General features: G+C 34.3%; 16 protein-coding genes and 1 pseudogene. 4 read left to right on the top strand and 13 right to left on the bottom strand.

The genetic code is table 11. The features are described 5' to 3' along the window. The 6 genes and pseudogenes from C6H08_RS03040 to C6H08_RS03065 form a co-directional block, all read right to left on the bottom strand. The coding region (locus C6H08_RS03040; RefSeq protein ID WP_158656794.1) for a glycosyltransferase family 2 protein at positions 1–275 on the bottom strand (275 nt) is incomplete at its 3' end. A 99-nt stretch (positions 276–374) separates the two neighbouring features. After that, on the bottom strand, positions 375–998 hold the full coding sequence (gene pyrE / locus C6H08_RS03045; protein WP_034565157.1) for an orotate phosphoribosyltransferase: 624 nt from the start codon (positions 996–998) through the stop codon (positions 375–377). A gap of 3 nt (positions 999–1,001) precedes the next feature. Next, a complete protein-coding gene (gene frr / locus C6H08_RS03050; protein WP_034579194.1) occupies positions 1,002–1,559 on the bottom strand; it encodes a ribosome recycling factor in 558 nt (185 codons plus the stop codon). A 41-nt stretch (positions 1,560–1,600) separates the two neighbouring features. Continuing rightward, positions 1,601–1,987: pseudogene (secG, locus tag C6H08_RS11805) on the bottom strand (preprotein translocase subunit SecG); the annotation flags it as partial. A 157-nt stretch (positions 1,988–2,144) separates the two neighbouring features. Continuing rightward, positions 2,145–2,819, bottom strand: coding sequence for a hypothetical protein (locus tag C6H08_RS03060; RefSeq protein WP_034565147.1), 675 nt, complete (start codon positions 2,817–2,819; stop codon positions 2,145–2,147). A gap of 18 nt (positions 2,820–2,837) precedes the next feature. Beyond that, complete coding sequence (locus C6H08_RS03065; RefSeq protein ID WP_034565145.1) at positions 2,838–3,812, bottom strand: hypothetical protein; 975 nt, start codon at positions 3,810–3,812, stop codon at positions 2,838–2,840. A 237-nt stretch (positions 3,813–4,049) separates the two neighbouring features. Here C6H08_RS03065 and C6H08_RS03070 point away from each other — a divergent pair, with 237 nt between their 5' ends. Then, positions 4,050–5,852: an AAA domain-containing protein gene (locus tag C6H08_RS03070; RefSeq protein ID WP_052092948.1), complete on the top strand. Its 1,803-nt coding sequence runs from the start codon at positions 4,050–4,052 to the stop codon at positions 5,850–5,852. Positions 5,853–6,232: 380 nt separating this feature from the next. Here the strand turns inward: C6H08_RS03070 and C6H08_RS03075 are convergent, their stop codons facing one another. Both C6H08_RS03075 and C6H08_RS03080 read right to left on the bottom strand, forming a co-directional pair. Beyond that, a complete protein-coding gene (locus C6H08_RS03075; protein WP_034579191.1) occupies positions 6,233–7,483 on the bottom strand; it encodes an efflux RND transporter periplasmic adaptor subunit in 1,251 nt (416 codons plus the stop codon). Between the two features lie 18 nt (positions 7,484–7,501). Next, a complete protein-coding gene (locus C6H08_RS03080; protein ID WP_052092947.1) occupies positions 7,502–9,067 on the bottom strand; it encodes a TolC family protein in 1,566 nt (521 codons plus the stop codon). A 147-nt stretch (positions 9,068–9,214) separates the two neighbouring features. Between C6H08_RS03080 and C6H08_RS03085 the strand changes: the two genes are divergently transcribed. The 3 genes from C6H08_RS03085 to C6H08_RS03095 all read left to right on the top strand — a co-directional run bounded on the left by C6H08_RS03085 (position 9,215) and on the right by C6H08_RS03095 (position 11,164). Then, on the top strand, positions 9,215–10,297 hold the full coding sequence (locus tag C6H08_RS03085; RefSeq protein WP_034565140.1) for a cytochrome-c peroxidase: 1,083 nt from the start codon (positions 9,215–9,217) through the stop codon (positions 10,295–10,297). A gap of 255 nt (positions 10,298–10,552) precedes the next feature. Then, positions 10,553–10,870, top strand: a complete 318-nt coding sequence (locus C6H08_RS03090; RefSeq protein ID WP_034565138.1) for a DMT family transporter — start codon at positions 10,553–10,555, stop codon at positions 10,868–10,870. Then, positions 10,871–11,164: a hypothetical protein gene (locus C6H08_RS03095; protein ID WP_004086154.1), complete on the top strand. Its 294-nt coding sequence runs from the start codon at positions 10,871–10,873 to the stop codon at positions 11,162–11,164. It abuts the gene before it with no gap. Positions 11,165–11,496: 332 nt separating this feature from the next. Here the strand turns inward: C6H08_RS03095 and C6H08_RS03100 are convergent, their stop codons facing one another. The 5 genes from C6H08_RS03100 to C6H08_RS03120 form a co-directional block, all read right to left on the bottom strand. After that, the gene (locus C6H08_RS03100) at positions 11,497–11,922 is read right to left on the bottom strand and encodes a hypothetical protein (protein WP_034565133.1); all 426 of its coding nucleotides are present in this window, start codon (positions 11,920–11,922) and stop codon (positions 11,497–11,499) included. Next, positions 11,912–12,703: a hypothetical protein gene (locus C6H08_RS03105; protein WP_034579188.1), complete on the bottom strand. Its 792-nt coding sequence runs from the start codon at positions 12,701–12,703 to the stop codon at positions 11,912–11,914. The genes C6H08_RS03100 and C6H08_RS03105 overlap by 11 nt, the downstream gene beginning before the upstream one ends. Beyond that, positions 12,704–16,513, bottom strand: coding sequence for a type IIG restriction enzyme/methyltransferase (locus C6H08_RS03110; RefSeq protein WP_052099963.1), 3,810 nt, complete (start codon positions 16,511–16,513; stop codon positions 12,704–12,706). A 77-nt stretch (positions 16,514–16,590) separates the two neighbouring features. Beyond that, positions 16,591–16,896 carry a DUF7149 domain-containing protein gene (locus C6H08_RS03115; protein WP_034564619.1) on the bottom strand — a complete coding sequence of 102 codons (306 nt, stop codon included), beginning with the start codon at positions 16,894–16,896 and terminating at the stop codon, positions 16,591–16,593. 118 nt (positions 16,897–17,014) lie between these two features. Beyond that, positions 17,015–17,857 (bottom strand): 4-hydroxy-3-methylbut-2-enyl diphosphate reductase, encoded by an 843-nt coding sequence (locus C6H08_RS03120; RefSeq protein WP_034563367.1) that lies wholly within the window; start codon positions 17,855–17,857, stop codon positions 17,015–17,017. Between the last annotated feature and the right edge of the window lie 134 nt (positions 17,858–17,991).

Here is a 17,991-nt window from a genome sequence, read left to right on the forward strand (position 1 = left end):
GCAATACCTACATTTCTAGCTGTGCTTTGCCCACCATTTTCTTTATCTATAAGTATAAATCTAGAATCTTTTGCTACATATTCTTTTGCTATATTTAGACTTTCATTATTATCTGTGCTGCCATCATTAACTAAAACAATGCTTAGATTTTTATATGTTTGATTGATTACAGAATCTAGACATTCTCTCAAGTATGGTGCTACATTATAGATCGGTATTACAACGCCTACTTTTTTGTTTTGTGGAGATTGTGTTGTGGTAGTGTTATGTTGCATGGTGTTCTCTCGTGTTTATGTATATTTGAGTTTATCTCTCAAATAAACTTGCTATTATAGCAAAAGATATATAGTCATGATTGATTCTAATATCTAAAACTACTGCCTACTTCCGGGTTTATACGCAACGGAATCTTTACAAAGTGGGCAGGTCTTGGCGTCGTAAAGCTCAAAATCAAAGTCAGCTAATGCAAATAGTGGGATATCTTGGGTTAATTTACACGCTTCTTTGCTTGTAGTTATAGAATGTGTGCCATCTGTATTTGTGCGTCTGCAAAGCCCACGATTTGCTAATCCTGCGAATGCGACTATAGCGCCACCAGCACTTTTTATGCACTCTGCACTCTCCATGGCACTCCCACCGGTTGTGATGATATCTTCACAGATTAGCACCCTCTCGTTTTTAGCTACTTCAAAGCCACGCCGTAAGGTCATCTTACCATCAACTCTTTCGGTGAAGATAAATCTCACATTAAGCGCTCTTGCCAACTCATAACCAGCTAAGATACCACCTAATGCAGGGGAGCATACACAATCTAACTTAACGCCATAATCTAGTATTTGCTGTGCTAACTCTTTTGCTAGAATCTCTGCTGTTTTTGGATTCTCTAGCACTTTTGCAGACTGCAGATAAAACGCACTATGATTGCCACTACTCAGTAAAAAATGCCCTTCAAGCAAAGCATTATGCTCTTTATAAATAGATTCTATATCTAATGCCATTTTTTATACCTTCATTACTTCTTCTTCTTTTGTTTTTACCATACTATCAATCTTTTTAATATGCTCATCTGTGATTTTTTGAATCTCATCAGCACCTTTTTTGCTTTCATCTGTGGTTATTGTCTTGTCTTTTTCAAGCTTTTTAATCGCATTGTTAGAATCTTGTCGAATGTTTCTTACTGCAATCTTTGCTTTCTCACCCATTGCCTTTGCTTGTTTGGCAATGTCTTTTCTTTGGTCTGAAGTCATCGGTGGGAAAAAAAGCTTGATACACTCGCCATCTGCGTTTGGATTAACCCCTATGTTTGCCTCTTGTATTGCCTTTTCTATTTCTTTTAATAAGGGCTTTTCCCATGGATTAATGATAATTGTCGTTGCATCTTGGGCTATCACACTGCCGACTTGGGCTAATGGTGTAGGTGTGCCATAGTAATCTACACGGATATTATCAAGGATATTCACACTCACTCTACCGCTACGCAATGTTGCAAAACCTTTCTGTAATGATTGCAAACTTTTTTGCATGTATTCTTTTGTATTATTGTAAATATCTTGCAACATTATTTATCTCCTTGTGTAGTGGTCTTAGAATCTGTAGTTGTAGATTCTGTATTGAGTGAAGGCGTGAGTGGTGCTTGTGATGTAAGGGCTGGTTGTGTGCCTTGTAAAAGCGGACTAGATAAAGGTAGCGTGCTATCTGTTGGTGTGAGTGGCAATGCTTTTGGAATCTCTACGCCATCAAGCACACTTGAACTACGGCTTGATTTTGTATTATAGAGATAACCCAAAGCGATGGTGTTTATAATGAAAAGCAAACCTAAAAACATGGTGATTTTTGCCATGAAGTTAGCAGGACCTTTTGCACCAAAAAGGCTTTCATTGCTCCCACTATATGCACCTAAACCTATGCTAGAACTCTTTTGTAATAACACAGCTATAACGATAGCAATGGTTAATATCACTTGAAAGACAATCAAAACACTTGTCATAAAAACTCCCTAAAAAATGAAAAAGATTCTAAACTCATATTAAAGCCATAAAAATATAAAAGCCGACATTATAGCAAAAAATGCTAAATAGCGTATAATTTGGGCGAAAAGTAATGAGTGCGAACACTAAAAATACAATATTATTTAAACGCTATAATTATTTCTTAGGGATAGTATGAAAAGTGCGTGCATGGCAAAAATATGTTTGAAAGATTCCAAAGACTTGTGGCGTATTCTCTAGCAATGCGTTGTCAATTTGTATATAGTTTGGTGAAAGGGCGATTGTATGGCGTTTTATGCCTTTCTCTAAAAAAGTCATAACCATAAGAATGCCATCTAGATTATATGCGTTTGGATTGTGGATATTTAGATTTTTGGAATCTAAGTTTTGTGAATCTAAACTTTGAATGTTTAATCCTTGAGAATTAAGCACAAATTGCTTTTGTGCTTCCTTATTTGCAGGCTTTAGCACGAGATTCTGTAATCGCAAAAGATTGTCTTTATATTGTGTGGTGGTGAGTTCTAATTGTATGCCAAGATTCTCTACCTCATCACTATGCAGTCTATTTTGCATAGCGATTTGCTGTGGGATACATGCTGTGTTTAGCTGCATGTTTTTTTGTATCACTTCATGTATGAGATTGCGTAAAATCATATTTTGGGGTTTGGAATCTATGCTAGATTGTGATATGTCTATGCGTGGTATATCAATATGCGGCAGGGTGGGGTTTTTTGGCGTATTTATGGTTGGGGCTTGTGGCACATTTAATTGATTTGCAAATAACTGATTAGATAGTAACAGATAAGGGAGTATAAAATATAAAACTTTCATAATCTTTTCCTTGCAATATTACGCTATTTTAATATGTGAATATTTTAGAATCTTAGCAAGAATATCAAAAAAGGTATTATCAATGGCTGTGAGACTCTCAATCTCATAAAGCGATAATATAAGATTCTCACTTCCCTTTATGCGTAGTGATAGACTTTGATTTGGCGTTGTAGCGATTGCGATGAGTTTATGCAGGACTTTTGTTAAACCCTGCTGTTCTTGTTTTGAAAGATTTGCTTGTTTATTAATCGCATTTAGAATCTCAAAAGATTTTTGCAAAAACGCTAAATAATCCTTGGTTAATATAGAATCTTGCATAATGCGATAATCTCTATCATCTTGTGGAGTTGTGCTAGTAGCGATATGCTGCTCTCTTTTATAAAGGTCAAATAGAATCTCATTTAAATTTGTGCTTTTTATCCATATTGTTGCATTATTGATGGCTATTTTATAGTCTTTTTGCCATGCTTCATCATCTTGGTGTTGCAAGGGCTGTTTAAATCGCTCATGCTCTAAAAGATGTGCTTCAAGCAGACTATTTGCAGTATTATACATGGGGTGCGTGGTAATAAAGTTTGCATGTGCTACAATGTGATATGCACTAGATTGCATGGTGCATTCTGTCGTGGCTTGTATGCTTTTATCGGGTTTATCTTGTGTGAATTTGGACTTTTCAATACAGAGTATTGAATCTGGTATAAGTGCAGTGAGATTATAGCCCTCAAAGTTAAGATTTTGTGTGTGAAACTCAAAATAGCGGTGTTTTAGCAATGTATCTTCTTGCAATTCAAGTATATATTGAAATTTTTTTGCTACTACGCCATCTATCCATTCTACATTTTCTACATTGCATACGACTTTATACTCTTCGTTTTTACACTCTATATCTGGCGATATTTCATAGGTTTGTGCTTGTGCGTATTGAGTAAGAGTGATAGCTAAACACGCATTAATGCTAAACACACAAAGCAATATTACATAGCATAATCTCATACAAACCTTTCAAACACTAGTCCCAAGTTGAATCAATTTGAATAAATCTTTAATTTTCATTAAACCTTTAGCATTGAAATATTAGCACAAAAAGAAGTAAAAGACTATTACTAGCAAGAGAAACTTACCTTAGCATATATTTAATTTTAAGCTTTTCTTGTTAATCCCATTACAATAGTATTTATTTAGAATCTAAATTTAATGCTACAATGCTATAAAAAACAGAGAGTTTCACACATGCAACCATTACAAAGTTATCTACTACAAGGGGCTACTAGCTATTTAGAATTTTTAGAGCAAACAAATCAAGGCATAGAAGAAATACATATACTTCGTATCCGCATGGAAAAGTATGATACGCTATTGCTAGAACTAGATCGTATGCTATTTGGCACAGATTATTTACAAGTCTATATACAAGATTTTATAATCGATATAGACTCATTTGAAGAAAAAAGCTTTAATGAGCCGACTAAAACATTGAGATTAAAATTTTCAGATTCACTGCTTACAACCTTGCTTGATGAAACTACACAGAATAATAAAGAAGTAAAGTTAAGTAAAGATTCTATAATATCTTATTTGCTTGGTGATAATTATAAAAAAGAAGTGCCAAAACATTTGCGAATTTTTAATGATTTAAAATTTCTTGTAAAAAATATACGAGATTTTCTCAATAAAGATTCACTAAAACTAGCCCTGCCAACAACAAAGCCAATAGAGCTAAAAATCACGCTAGATTCTCACATAAGCAAAGAGCAACAAGAAGCAATCAAAGGCATTTTCACTCATCCTATAAGCTATGTTTGGGGGATTAGCGGGAGTGGTAAAACACAAGTTGTGCTTTTTAACTGCCTCTTAAATCTTATCACACAAAACAAAAAGACATTGATACTTGCCCCGACAAATACCGCATTAGAACAAATCTTTATCGCCCTTATCACACAAGGTGATAGAAAAGGTTTGCCTCGATATAAATTCCTGCGTTTAGGTATGCCAAGTAGTGATTTTTTACAAAATTTCCCTGATGTGTGTTTGCAAGCTGATGAGAAAGATTCTAAAGAAGAGTTAGAATCTAATAATGAATTACAAAGTCTATTTAAGCCGCAAACACTAAAAGAAAGACTGCAAGAGTGCCTTGTTATAGGCGTTACACTCGATAGCTTTGTGAAGCGTTATGCCCAGCTTTGTGAGTTAGAGTTTTCACATATTTTCCTTGATGAATGTGCCTTTTCACCACTTATAAAGCTTATCGCCCCACTTACACTTAATACGCCAATAACCCTTTTGGGCGACCATAAGCAATTAATGCCAATCTGTCACATGCAAGATTCTGACATTCAAACCAAACACTTTGAAGTGTGCGTATGGAGTTTAAACACGCTCTTTTTAGAAATGTTTTTTAATAATCACGCGATACTACACGCACAGCATAACTATGATGATATTACATTTAACTCTATCGCCCATTATAAGCTTACAACTACGCACCGCTATGGCAATAATCTAGCCCATGTGCTAGATAGACATGTCTATCATAATGGCTTAAATGGCAAAGGTTTGCCAACAGAGATTTATTATATCGATAGCACAAACTTTGGACCAAGCTATGAGTATAACGCACAAAATAATCGTAATGAAAGTATGGGCGAGGCAAATGCAATTGCTGCATTAACCCAAATACTTATAGATGAATATGCGATTCTAACCCCATTTAGAGACCAGCAAAAGCTTTTAATCTCAAAGCGTATCCCTAAACATAGCGTTTTTACAATCCATAAATCACAAGGAAAAGAGTTTGATACTATCATTTTTTCACCAGTGAAATTTAGCAAATATATGACAGATTCTTACAATAAAGCCGCATTATTCGCACTCAATGTAGCAGTTAGCAGACTAAAAAAGAAGCTTATTATCGTATGTGATTATTCCTCTTGGATACGCAGACAAGGGCAATTTATCACAGCGTTACTGCAAAATGCAAAGCCTTATCCACTCTCACATAGACAGCCCATAAAGCCTAGTGAATTGCCGTTTTAAGATATAGAGTCTTATATGCAATATTGAAGCAATATGCATATAGAATCTTTTAGATTACTTTTAAGATTCTATATTGCTTATGCGGAGTTTAAACGCAAAAATATGTTCTTAGAAGCTGCGACTTTGGGGTAAATGCAGGTTGAGATGCAAAAGGGATTTTAGAAACCAACATGATAATCCATCATGTTGAGCGTAGCAAAACTCTAACACTAGAGAATCCAAATTTAAGCGACTTGGAATCTCATTTGTGTAAAATCTAAAAATCTAATAAAATTTAGCTATACCACTTTGGGTGACTGCAGGGTTTAGGGTGCAAAAAATAAAAACAAACATGCAAAAAAGCAGGACACAAAACAAAAAGATTCCGCAATCTTAGAAATCTAGTGTGATTCTACAATAATCTCTGTATCAGTGCTAAGGTTTTCACCGCTGATTGCTACCATTTTAGAATCCGAAATGCCTATATTTATCGGTATAGACTTTGGGATTCCATCTTCTAGTATCCATATTGAGCCTTGTTTTTGGCTATTTGTGCTTGTGGTGGGGCTTGCTTGTTTTTGTCGTCTTGGGGGAGAAAGCATAAGTGGGTTTGATGATTTTTTAGAATCTGGCTTTGCTTGTTGTGCTTGTGGATTATAAAATATCGCTGCGACTGGGACTAAAAGCGTATCTTTTTCGCTTGCTACTTGTATAAAAGCAGTAGCATTCATACCCGGTTTTAGAAGTAAATTTTCGTTATTTACATAGATTGTTGTCTCATAGCTTGTGATATTATCTGTCGTTGTAGCGGCAAAATTCACTCTATCCACCTTTGCTTTAAATGTCTGGTTAGGATAGGCATCGACACTAAAGCTTACTTCTTGGTCTGACTGCACCTTGCCTATATCAGATTCTGAAATATTTACGACTAGATTCATTTCTTTTAGATTCTGTGCGAGTTTAAAAAGTGTTGGCGTTTGAAAGCTTGCAGCAACGGTCTGCCCTAGGCTTATACTTCGCTCTAGGATAATGCCATCTATTGGGCTTTTTATAATCGCATTTTGGAGATCTATTTTTGCGGATTTTAGATTGGTTTGGATTTGGGCTATGCTTGCTTGTTTGATTTTTATATCAGCTTTTGCGGAGAGATAATCCATTTTTGCATTTTGTAGTTCAAGTTTTGAAGGGGTTTTGCCCCCTGTTGCTTCATAGAGTTGCTGCTGTTGTTCGTAATTCCACTTTTTTTGCTCCAACGCTACCTTTGAGGCTTCAAGATTTGCTAGGGCAGATTGTAGCTGGGCTTCATAACCTTCTTTTGTTTGATTGAGTTTATTTGGATTGATTTCAGCTAGAATCTGATTTTTCCGCACAGAGTCATTTATATCTACATATAGCCTATAAATTGTGCCAGAGATTTGACTACCGATTTCTACTTCATTTGTTGGCGAGAGTGTGCCTGTGGCTGACACGCTTTGTGTAATATCGCCCTTTATAGGCTTTATAGTAGTATAAGTAATGTTTTTAGAATCATGCAAAAAGAGATAAAAAAGGATAATGGCAAGTAGCAATATCGCAATAATAGCAAGTATAACAAACTTCTTTTTTGCTCCCTTTGGTGTGACAGTATCATATATTTCTTTTGTGCTTGGCATAATCTTCCTTTTATTTTTCTATAAATCATTTGCTGGGTCTATTGCTGTATTTTCTTGCTTATTTATCTTTGGGGTTCGCATAGTCTGTAAGATTCCATCTTTTAATTCATTTGGAGCAAAGTCGCCGCCAAAGGCTTTATAAAGGGCTATTACTGCTTGATTTTTGCTTAGATTTGCACTTGCAAGGGTGTTTTTTGCACGCAAATAGTTATTCTCATATTCAAGCCTTGAGATAGAATCTATAAGGTTTTTTTGATAGCGAGATTCCATAATGACTAATGTATCTTTATTTATATTATAGTTTTCTTGTGTGTGCTTTAGTGTCTCTTGTGTGATGAATACATATTTTGCTGCATTCTCTATTTCTGCTAAGGCGGTATTAAGCGTATTTTGCAAGGAGTAAAAGGCTTGTTTTGTATTCTCTTTTGCGATAATGTAGTCTTGTGTGAGTGTTTGACGATTAAGAATAGGGGCAGCAAGTGAGCCTGCCATCTGCCATACCATATCGCCTATACCAAGATGAGGTGAGAATAGAATCTGCCCTAGATTTCCGCTTAGATTCACACTTGGTAATAATGCCATTTTTTTATTATAGCGTTGATACAGAGAGCTATTGAGTGCAAATACACTTGCACGCACATCGGGGCGGTTAAATAAAACATTTGTTGGCATGGAATCTACATGCGGGATTTGCGGGGTTTTAAAGGTGTAGTTATCTGTGTTTATATCAAAGTTAAGCGTATTTGCATTGAGTAGCACTAGCAGGGCGTTTTTATTTTGCTCTAGCGTGTATTCAAGCGATAGGGTTGTATTTTTTTGCGTGAGATAGTTACTCTTTGTCGTTGCTACACTATCAAGCCCCACAAGCCCTAAATGGTATTTTTTCTCTGTGAGCTTATAGATTTCTTCAAGGTTTTGTGTGATTTGTTTATTAAGTGCAATGGCTTCTCTTGTTTGTCTTATGATAAAGTAGTAGTTTGCAATATCACCTAGCAAAATAACTTGTGCGGCTTGTAGATTATATATTGACTGCAGAATCTGTTGTTTACTAGAGAGTCTCAATGCGTTTAATTTGCCAAAGAGATCGACCTCCCAGCTAAAAGATAAACTCATATTTGTCGTGTTTTGCGTGATATTTGTCTGAATCTGCTTGTAGTTGTTGTCGCTATAATTGTAGTTTAGCCCCACATTTGCTTTAGGGAATAGATTCCATGTGTTTATTTTTGCTGTGGCTCTTGCTTGTTTAATATTTGATTCTAAAGTTTTTATATTTGTATTTTGTTGCAAAGCATGATTTGCAAGTTCGTTTAATACAGAATCATCAAATAGCATAAAAAATGTGCTTTTAAAGTCCTTGTATTCATTATCTTTAGTCGTAGCGATACTTTCTAATAAATCCTTATTTGCAAACACTCGCGGTGTATGCGTTTTGATTGCTAAATCACTCTCCTTAGGAAGATTTACACAACCTATACAATAAAAACATATAAAAGGGATAGTCATAAAACTCATGCGTAAAATATGTAAATAAATCATAGCTATCAAATAATATGGATATTGAAATACAACAGAACATACTCGCATAAATAAACCTTATAAAATAACAAATTTGAAAATTACTATTAAGATTGTAATTATATGAAATATTGTTAAAGTTTGTGCGATTTTATCCCCTAAATTCTCCTTAAAATGTTATAATGGCGATTTTAACTCTACTTTAAAGGAATGATAATGATGACTTACAATAAGCTTGGACTAAATATTGTAATTGCTGGGGCAGTAACTCTAGCTGTAGCTTTTGCAGCAAGTGCTATCCCAAGCGATAAAGAGCTATTGCAAAAGGCAAAAGATTCTAGTTTAGATCCAATGCCAACAGGCAAGGAACTAGCAGCCTTTCAACAACAAAAGATAAAAGAAACCGGTGTTGCAAAAGGTTATAGCCCCTTGCTTACAAAAGATCAAATTGAATTAGGTAAGAAGCTATATTTTGACCCACGATTATCAAGCTCAAACCTTATCTCATGTAATACTTGCCATAACTTAGGACTTGCTGGTGCTGATGTCGTGCCAGCAGCTATCGGGCATAAATGGAGTGCAAATCCGCATAATCTCAATAGCCCAACCGTGCTTAACTCTGTATTTAATGATGTGCAGTTTTGGGATGGTAGATCAGCACATTTAGGCGATCAAGCACAAGGACCAATCCAAAATCCAGTAGAAATGGCAGCCCAACCAAAGCTTGTTGAAGAAAAAATCACTTCAATACCAGAATATGTCAATGAGTTTAAAAAAGCGTATGGAAAAAATGTGAAAATAGACTTTAAACTCATCGCAGATACAATTGCATTGTATGAATTTACGCTTACAACACCAAGCCGATATGATTCTTTCTTAAGAGGGGATACAAATGCCCTTACAAAACAAGAAAAAGAAGGACTGAATCTATTTATCGATAAAGGCTGTGCCTCATGTCATAATGGCATAAATCTTGGTGGAAATATGCAGGCATTTGGCGTTATGGGGCAGTATCAATACGCAAATATCGGTGATTTTAAAGGTAATGAAGATGGTTTAGTAAAAACCCCAACATTAAGAAATGTAATGCAAACTGCACCATATTTTCATAATGGACAATATTGGGATATTAAAGATGCGATTAAGGAAATGGGTAAGATTCAATTAGGCATAGATTTAAGTCAAAAAGAAATAGAATCTATTGCTACATTCTTTAAAGCCCTAGATGGTAAAATGCCAGAAGTTATCTATCCTGTGTTGCCTGTGGCAAGCTCTAAAACGCCAAAGCCAACTTTTTAATCTAAAACTTACCTAGTTAGATTCCTTAAGATTATCGCCTTTTAATAACAATCATGTTATTAAAAGAATCTTTAAGGCTAAGTCGCCTCATAATAACTACATGCATTTACACGCAACACAGAATCTATTCTACATATTGCCATAAATCTAGTATCAGCATAAAACCACTTAAAAATAGCAAGACACGGCATATTGTAACTTCGCTAAATTTTTGCTATGATTGCATGAATACTTCGAAACTATGGAACTTTAATCATGAATTTTGTCTTAATAATACTCTCTGGTGTGCTTGATATTTTTGCAAATCTTGCATTGGAAAAATCCGATGGATTCCGCAAGATATGGTGGGGGATACTTGCCTTAGTGCTTGTTGGTTCTGCGTTTTTACTACTCGCTGTTGTTGTTGATAATGGCATGTCTTTGCCTATTGCCTATACGCTTTGGGGGGCTATTGGGATTTTGGGCAGTGTTGCTGGGGCTTACTACTTTTTCAAGCAAAAGTTAAAGCCTATTAATTATGTTGGCATTGTTTTGGTAGTTATCGCTGTGGCTTTATTGCAGTTAAAATTCTAAATGAGACAAAATCATAAAAGCGGCTTTTTAAGCATAGATATTGCTTTCTCTCTACTTATCCTATCATTTGCTTTTATTCTACTTTTACAAGCCCAAAATACAATCACAAAGCAGTTAAACACACATGATATGCAGAATCTTTATAAAGCAAATGAAACACTTTTTTACAACCTAAAACACAATATATGCAAAAAACACACATTAAAAACACAAAGCAATCACACCTATAATGCATGTATGCTTACAGGAAAAGCAAATGATGAAATCACTCTGCATTACTATGCAATACAATAATTTCATGCAAGATAAATATTAGAATCTAAAGACATGGTTTAAAGATATAGTCAAAAATTAGTATATTTAGTGTGGAATTATGGAATTTTTGCGTGCGGTTTTTTGAAGTGAAAATAAAAATAAAAACATTACAATGCTATACATTACAAACAAAAGATTTTCTATTGCTCCTGTTGCTTTCACGCTTCCACCGATAAAACCACCTATCCCTAAAATATATTTTGGATTAATCAAAATAACACAACAGAAAAGTAGCCACGCAATCAAAGAATTTGGAGTATTTTAAAACTTATATTTTAAACAAATAACAAAAAAGTATGTCTATTGAAATTTTATGGGTTTCTTGGGGTATTGAAAAACTCAAATAAAACTTTAGAAATTTTGTAAAAACACCAGCCCACAATCGCTAGTATAGGCAATACGCATACACTAACAAAATTAAATTGTTTTACAATAAAAAGCCCAGAAATAATAAAAAACTCGATATAAAAGGCAAACCTAAAATACCTACTTAATTTATCAAGTCGATTATCATATGCTTCGTCGTATAGTGAATGAAGTGTGGAGAGACTTCTTGAATTAAATAAGATTGAAAAAGCTGTTATTTGAAATCCAAACATTATGGACAGAAAAGTTATAAGCTCCGTAAAGAAAGTATTGTTTGGATTATCTTTATATCCAAAAATAAATAAGCCAATAATTGAACTTGCTACCACGATTATTGTAATTTCATAAATATCTCTGCCTTTAATTATCATTGATTGCCTCCAGCAGCTTTTCTTTGACACTTTCTTTATCCCAAATACTTTCATTTGTTTTAAGTGGTTTAATAGTTATTTTTTGGAAAAATGTGTTTTGGTTAAAAATAACCCCAAAACTATTTTTATCCTTTCCTTTTATCAACAAATCTTTTATGCGAAGATTATCTTTTGACACAAAAAGATTTTCTATGAATGATAAAATATTCTTTTTACTTTTATCTTTGTATTTAAGCGACAAAACAAAATCATCTGGTCGTGAATCCTGATCGATATTTAGCGTTTTTATTAGCCCTCCACCAAACAAACCATTAGCATCTGCAAATCTTATTTCTTGTATAGAATCTAAGGTTTTGATGAAATGTTCTAAAGCTTGATAAAAGCTGTCTATTTCATATTTATTGTTTTTATTACTTTCTTGTAATATGTCTAACAAAATTTTTTTATCATCATAGTTTTTTATGTAAAGGATTTGTTTTTCATAGTGATATAGAAAAAATCCTTGCTGTATCAATTCTACTTCGGTTGGACTTCTGGTATTTTTCTTTTCCTGTTTCGTTTCTGTATCAAGAACTGTATCGCGTCTTGGGCTTGGGCTGTTGTATTCAATAGCCAACCAAAAATATTCATCAGTATTTTCTATATATCCTTTGTAGTAATTATTCTTTTTGTGAATAAATATTTCTTTACTTATATGCTCAAAATCATCTTTGGTGGCGTTATTTAATTTTTCTGGCTTTGTTGTGCTTGTCAATATGATTCTCGCCTTATAAAATTCCATTCATGTCCTTTCTATGTTTTCTATCTCATCTTTTGTGAGATTGTAGAGTTTATAGACTAAAGAGTCAATTTTAGATTCTAACTTGCTTGTGTCAAGGGTAGAATCTGCTTTGTCATATTGAGCCGTAGGCGAAATATCTTTTTTAGATTCTGTATTTTTAGATACTTCGGCTAACGCCTCAGTATGACAAGCTTTAATTTCTAGAATTTCATCTACACATTTTATAATCTCATCGCATAGGGGCTTATTAGATTCTGTGATTTGTGGGATAGGGAGATTTTCTAATTCATAAAGATTTACATTGTTGTTTGTGCTGGTGATTCTAAATAGCCAGTTTAAAAGCTTAGAGTTAAGAAGTCCTATCAAATATATTGCGGTTTCTTTAGATTCTACAAAAAGCATTTTTGTAGAATGTAAAAACACAAATTTATTTGTGTTTTTACATTCTAGCAAGGTGCAATGTATGCGATTTTTGTCAGTTGTGCCTGTGATGCCTTGCATAGCGATTATGTGTGATTTTGCATTATGGTTACACATTTTTAAAGTTTCGCTAGATTCTATGCAGTGCATAAGATTATTATCAATAAAGTAGCGATGTATATTTTCGCCTTTTATGAGATAGATTCCTGTTTGTTTTTCGCTTTTAATACGCTTTAAATGGATTGTATTTATATTGCCCTGTAAGCTAGAATCCATCATATCTTTTAGTAGGATTTTATCTGTTTTAACTTTGGCAATAATGGACATTTCGCCTTTTTTAATAAGTGGGATTTCATAAAGTGGGAAAAACTCTAAAATTTGCTTTTGACTGATAGATTCAAAGTCAATTTTATCCATTTTGGATTCTGTGTTGTTGATAGCGATTTTAAAGTGGTTATTTGACTTTGGCTTTGCTTTGAGAAACTCCATAATGCAAACGCCTTGTATCACACCTGTGAAAAGTTTTTGATTCTTCTTAAACTCCACAAAGTATTGCATTTGTGTTTTTTTGAGTAGTAGCTCTCTTGTAAATTGTGCGGATAAATCGCACATAATGGAGCTTTGTGTGATAAATGCAACAAGTGAGTTTGTATGTCCTAAATTGTATCCTAGCTCTACAAAAACCTTATATAAGTTTTGTTTGCCTTTATCCTTGCCTTCGCTGTAAGGGAATCTTGTTTTGTCGTAAAGCCCCTTTGGCACTTGCATATAAGGCGGATTACCTATGACTAAATCAAAGCCTATAAAGTCGCCTGCGTTTGAGTGAAACTTTTGCTTTTCAAATTCTTTGTCGCCTATGCCTTTTTGTTTTAATTGATTATTATAGGCAATTTGCTCTTTGGTTAGCCCATCGCTCAAAACTTCGGGGAATTCAAACCGCCATTCAAATGCGTTTTCATAGCCTTTTGCACTTAATTTATCATCAATTTGCATTCTTAGCTCTATGAGTTTTGAAGCAGATTTAAAGGCTTCTTGCTTTTTGCTGCTCTCTGTGGGTTCAAAACTTTTTGCATAGTTTTTATTTGTCAGTATGTTTGAAACGACACCTATGCCAGAATCTATATTTTCTTTAAAAATAAAGGTTGTTTCATTTATCCACTCCCCTAGTGCAAATGTGCCAAATATTTTTAGGTGTTTTTCTATCCCTTTTCTTAGTTTATCTTGCTCTTTGTTGGCTTTAATGGAGATTTTAAACTTTTCTTTGAGATTTTTAATACTTTCTTGTATCTTTTGCTTTGCTGTAATGTCTTTGTTATGCTTATAATCTATTACAAGATTTTTGTATGCTTGTATTTCTTGCTCTATATTGTTAATATTGAGTGAATCTTTTAAATCAAAGCGGCTTACAAGCGAATTCCCGCATTTAATATTTATATCAATATTTGGTAGGGTTTCTAGGGTGTTTGTATTTTTACCATTAGAATCAAAGATATAAAAGCTGTATTTAAGTAGCTCTATCCATAGTCTTAGCTTTGTGATTTCACAAGAGTTTGGGTTTATATCCACGCCAAAAAGGCAGGATTCTATCAAAATGCGTTTGTTGTGAAATAGGGCTTTTTGGATTATGTGAGATTCTAAATTTTCGTGGGCTGGGGTTTGATAAGTATGCAGGATGTTATTAGAATCTTGTATTAAAATCTCATCATTTTCTAGGCTTAAATCTATGTCTTTTAATCGCTTGTAGTCTCGCTCTCCATTATCATCAATGTGAATCTCGCAGAGAATCTTAAGGCGGAATTTTAGCTCTATCATAGCATTGAGCATAGATACAAGGAAGTGTCCGCTACCAACGGCTGGATCGCATATTTTTATAGAATCAAAAATAGCATTTGCCTCTTTATAGCCATTTACAGAATCTGTGAGTTTATCTAGCTTTTGTGCTAAAGATTCTAAGCTATCGCATTCCCACGATTTTCTTTCATTAAACTTATCTATAACGACTTTTTCTAGCGACTCTTTACACATATAGCTTGTGATAAAGCTAGGCGTGTAGAAACTGCCCTCTTTGTAGCCATTTAGCTTTTCAAAGACTAGTCCTAACACAGCGGCATTTATCAGCTTGTCGTGGTTTGTTTTGGTGTGGTTTATAATGTCCTTTGGCGTGGTGGTGAAGTCATAAGCGTGTAAAAAGGCAAAGAGATACTCTAAAAGTGGCAGAGATTCTATATCTTTGTAGTTTTTATCTCTTTTAAGGATTGAGTGTTTAAATATAGCTATTGTTTTAGAATCTAACAGCTTTATTTCTTTACCCTCTCTTTCTAGCTTTGTTTTGTCAAAAAGGCTTGAGTTAAGATAAGGGATAGAATCTAGCTCTTTTAGAGTGCTTTGGCGTTTGCTCTCTTTAATGGCTAAGACTTCAAAAAAGAGTGTGTTTAAGTCTGTGAAGCTTTTGAGAGTGTCAATATCTAAAAATGGCTTTTTAATATGCTTGAAGCTTAAAAGCATAGATTCTAAAAGTCGCAGGAATAAAAGGCGGTTATTCCAAGTGGTAAGCAGTGAAAAGATAGTCTCAAAGTCATCTTGTGGGGAGAGCTGGAAAGCTTTGGTGATAGAATCTAAAAGCGTGTTTTTTATATCATTTGCTTGTATTAAAACTTTAGAATTTTGACTTATCTCTTTTAAGCCTAGAATATAGAGTAATTCATCATAGAAGCTTTGATTTAGCGTATTTGCGTCAATGCAATTTTTTCGTTTTAATAGCACTTGTGGGCTTAGGGCTTGATATAGCAGGGGCAGGGGTGTAGTCTGTATATGAAAATGGGTAAATTTTAGTGTGGAATTAAGCTTTGGCAAATATAGTTTAATATCATCGTAAAATTTTTGTGTTGTCTTATTTACACCTTCTTTACCATCGCAATTATTAAAATAGCCTATGATTGTTTTATCATCGGCAAATTGTCGGTATTGTTCGGCGTCTATGAGATAGAAATCTCGCGTATTTGTTAGGATAATGCGTTTTATGTCGTTGTTGTTATGGGTTATATACTCGCGTAAAAAGTAGAGAATGGATTCATAAAAGGCTTTGGATTCTAGATTCTCTACCAAAACTGGGTGGGTGCAGGGTTTAGGGTGCGTTATTTTAGATTCTAGATTCTTGTCATTTTGAGCCATAGGCGAAAAATCTCTTTTAGATTCCAAATCTTTAGATACTTCGGCTAACGCTTCAGTATGACAAGGATTAGATTCTAGATTCTGTATTGTTTGGTTTGTGCTATTTATAGAATCTGTAGTTTTAGTAGATTCTAGAATTTTGTCATTTTTGCAAGTGTGGGCAAGAGATTGTTTCGTGCGAGCTTTTGAAAAAAGCGAAAAATCTCTTTTAGATTCCAAATCTTTAGATACTTCAGCTAATGCCTCAGTATGACAAGGTATAGAATCAAGACTATATTCTGGTGTAAAGAGTGTTACTACCCCCCCCCCCCATTGTTAGAGTTTATAAACTCCGCTTCATTGCTTAGGCGTTTCACTTCAAAAAGCACTTTAGCTTTGTTGTCTTCATAAATGCTTAAATCAATGCGATTTTTTGTATTGCACTCATAGGCAAAGCTTTGGGATAGAAACTCTATTAAAGCGATTTTTTGATGCTCTTCACTCTCATTTTCATTTGTATGTAAAAACTTATCCCTATGTTTGCTAAAAGATTCTAAATCATTTTTACTTGGACTTTGAGCGTTTGATAGAAAGTCTTCTAAGGGGATAAGCGTATAAGTCATTGTAACTTCTCTTTTGTAGTGGTTTTTAGAAGTGGATTATAGCAAAACTTTGACCATTCAAACTATACGATGGATAGCATTTAATAAAAAGCAAGTAGCCTTGTTAAAATAGCATTAATCACACAAGACTCTTTATCGCATTTTCTACATTTTTTATAACCCAATTTGGTGTGCTAGCCCCAGCGCTTATTCCACATATTTTTTTACCTGCAAACCATTCTTGTTTGATGTCGTTTTCATCTTCGACTAGATAGCTATCCTTGCAATGATTTTGTGCAATATAAAAAAGCTGCTTTGTATTCGATGAGGTTTTGCCGCCGACAATAATCATAATATCAGCCTTTTGACTAAGCGTCCTTGTTGCCTCTTGATTCTCAAAAGTCGCATTGCATATTGTGTTAAACACTCGCACTTCCATTGCATTGCTGACGAGATACTGCACAATTTGTAGGAATTGCTCTATTTGCTTTGTGGTTTGTGATACGACTGCCACTTTTTTTGGAATCCTTTTTATTTGCTGCAAAGATTCTAGATCACTCACAACAATTGGCGGCTTTATGCTATAGCTCATCACGCTACGCACTTCAGGGTGATTAGAATCTCCAAAAATCACAATATTATACCCATCATTACTCATCTTTTCTACAATCTGCTGTGGCTTTGTAACAAATGGGCAAGTCGCATCAGTGATACTAACGCCCTTTGTTTGCAAGATTTCTAGATTCTGTTTTGTGATGCCATGTGTGCGGATAATTACGCTTTTACTATCACCTAGCTTTGTAATATCTTCTTGCACTCTTACGCCAAAGTTTTTCTCTAAACGGCTGATTTCAAGCGGATTGTGTATAAGCGGTCCTAGTGTGAGTGTGTTTGAGTTGTTTTGTGCGATTTTTTCTGTGATTTTTATAGCTCTTTTTACACCAAAACAAAATCCATATTTATCTGCAAGTATGACTTCCATGATATTCCTTATTGTGATTTTTTAGCCTTATATAATGTGTATTGTGAAAAATTATAACAAAGTTGTTTTAAGATTGCATGGCTTTAAAATAGGACAAATAAGATTCTAAAATTGTATTTAGACTTTTCTTTTGA

This window comes from Helicobacter bilis (genome assembly GCF_900198365.1).
In the GTDB taxonomy this organism is placed as follows: domain Bacteria; phylum Campylobacterota; class Campylobacteria; order Campylobacterales; family Helicobacteraceae; genus Helicobacter_A; species Helicobacter_A bilis_B.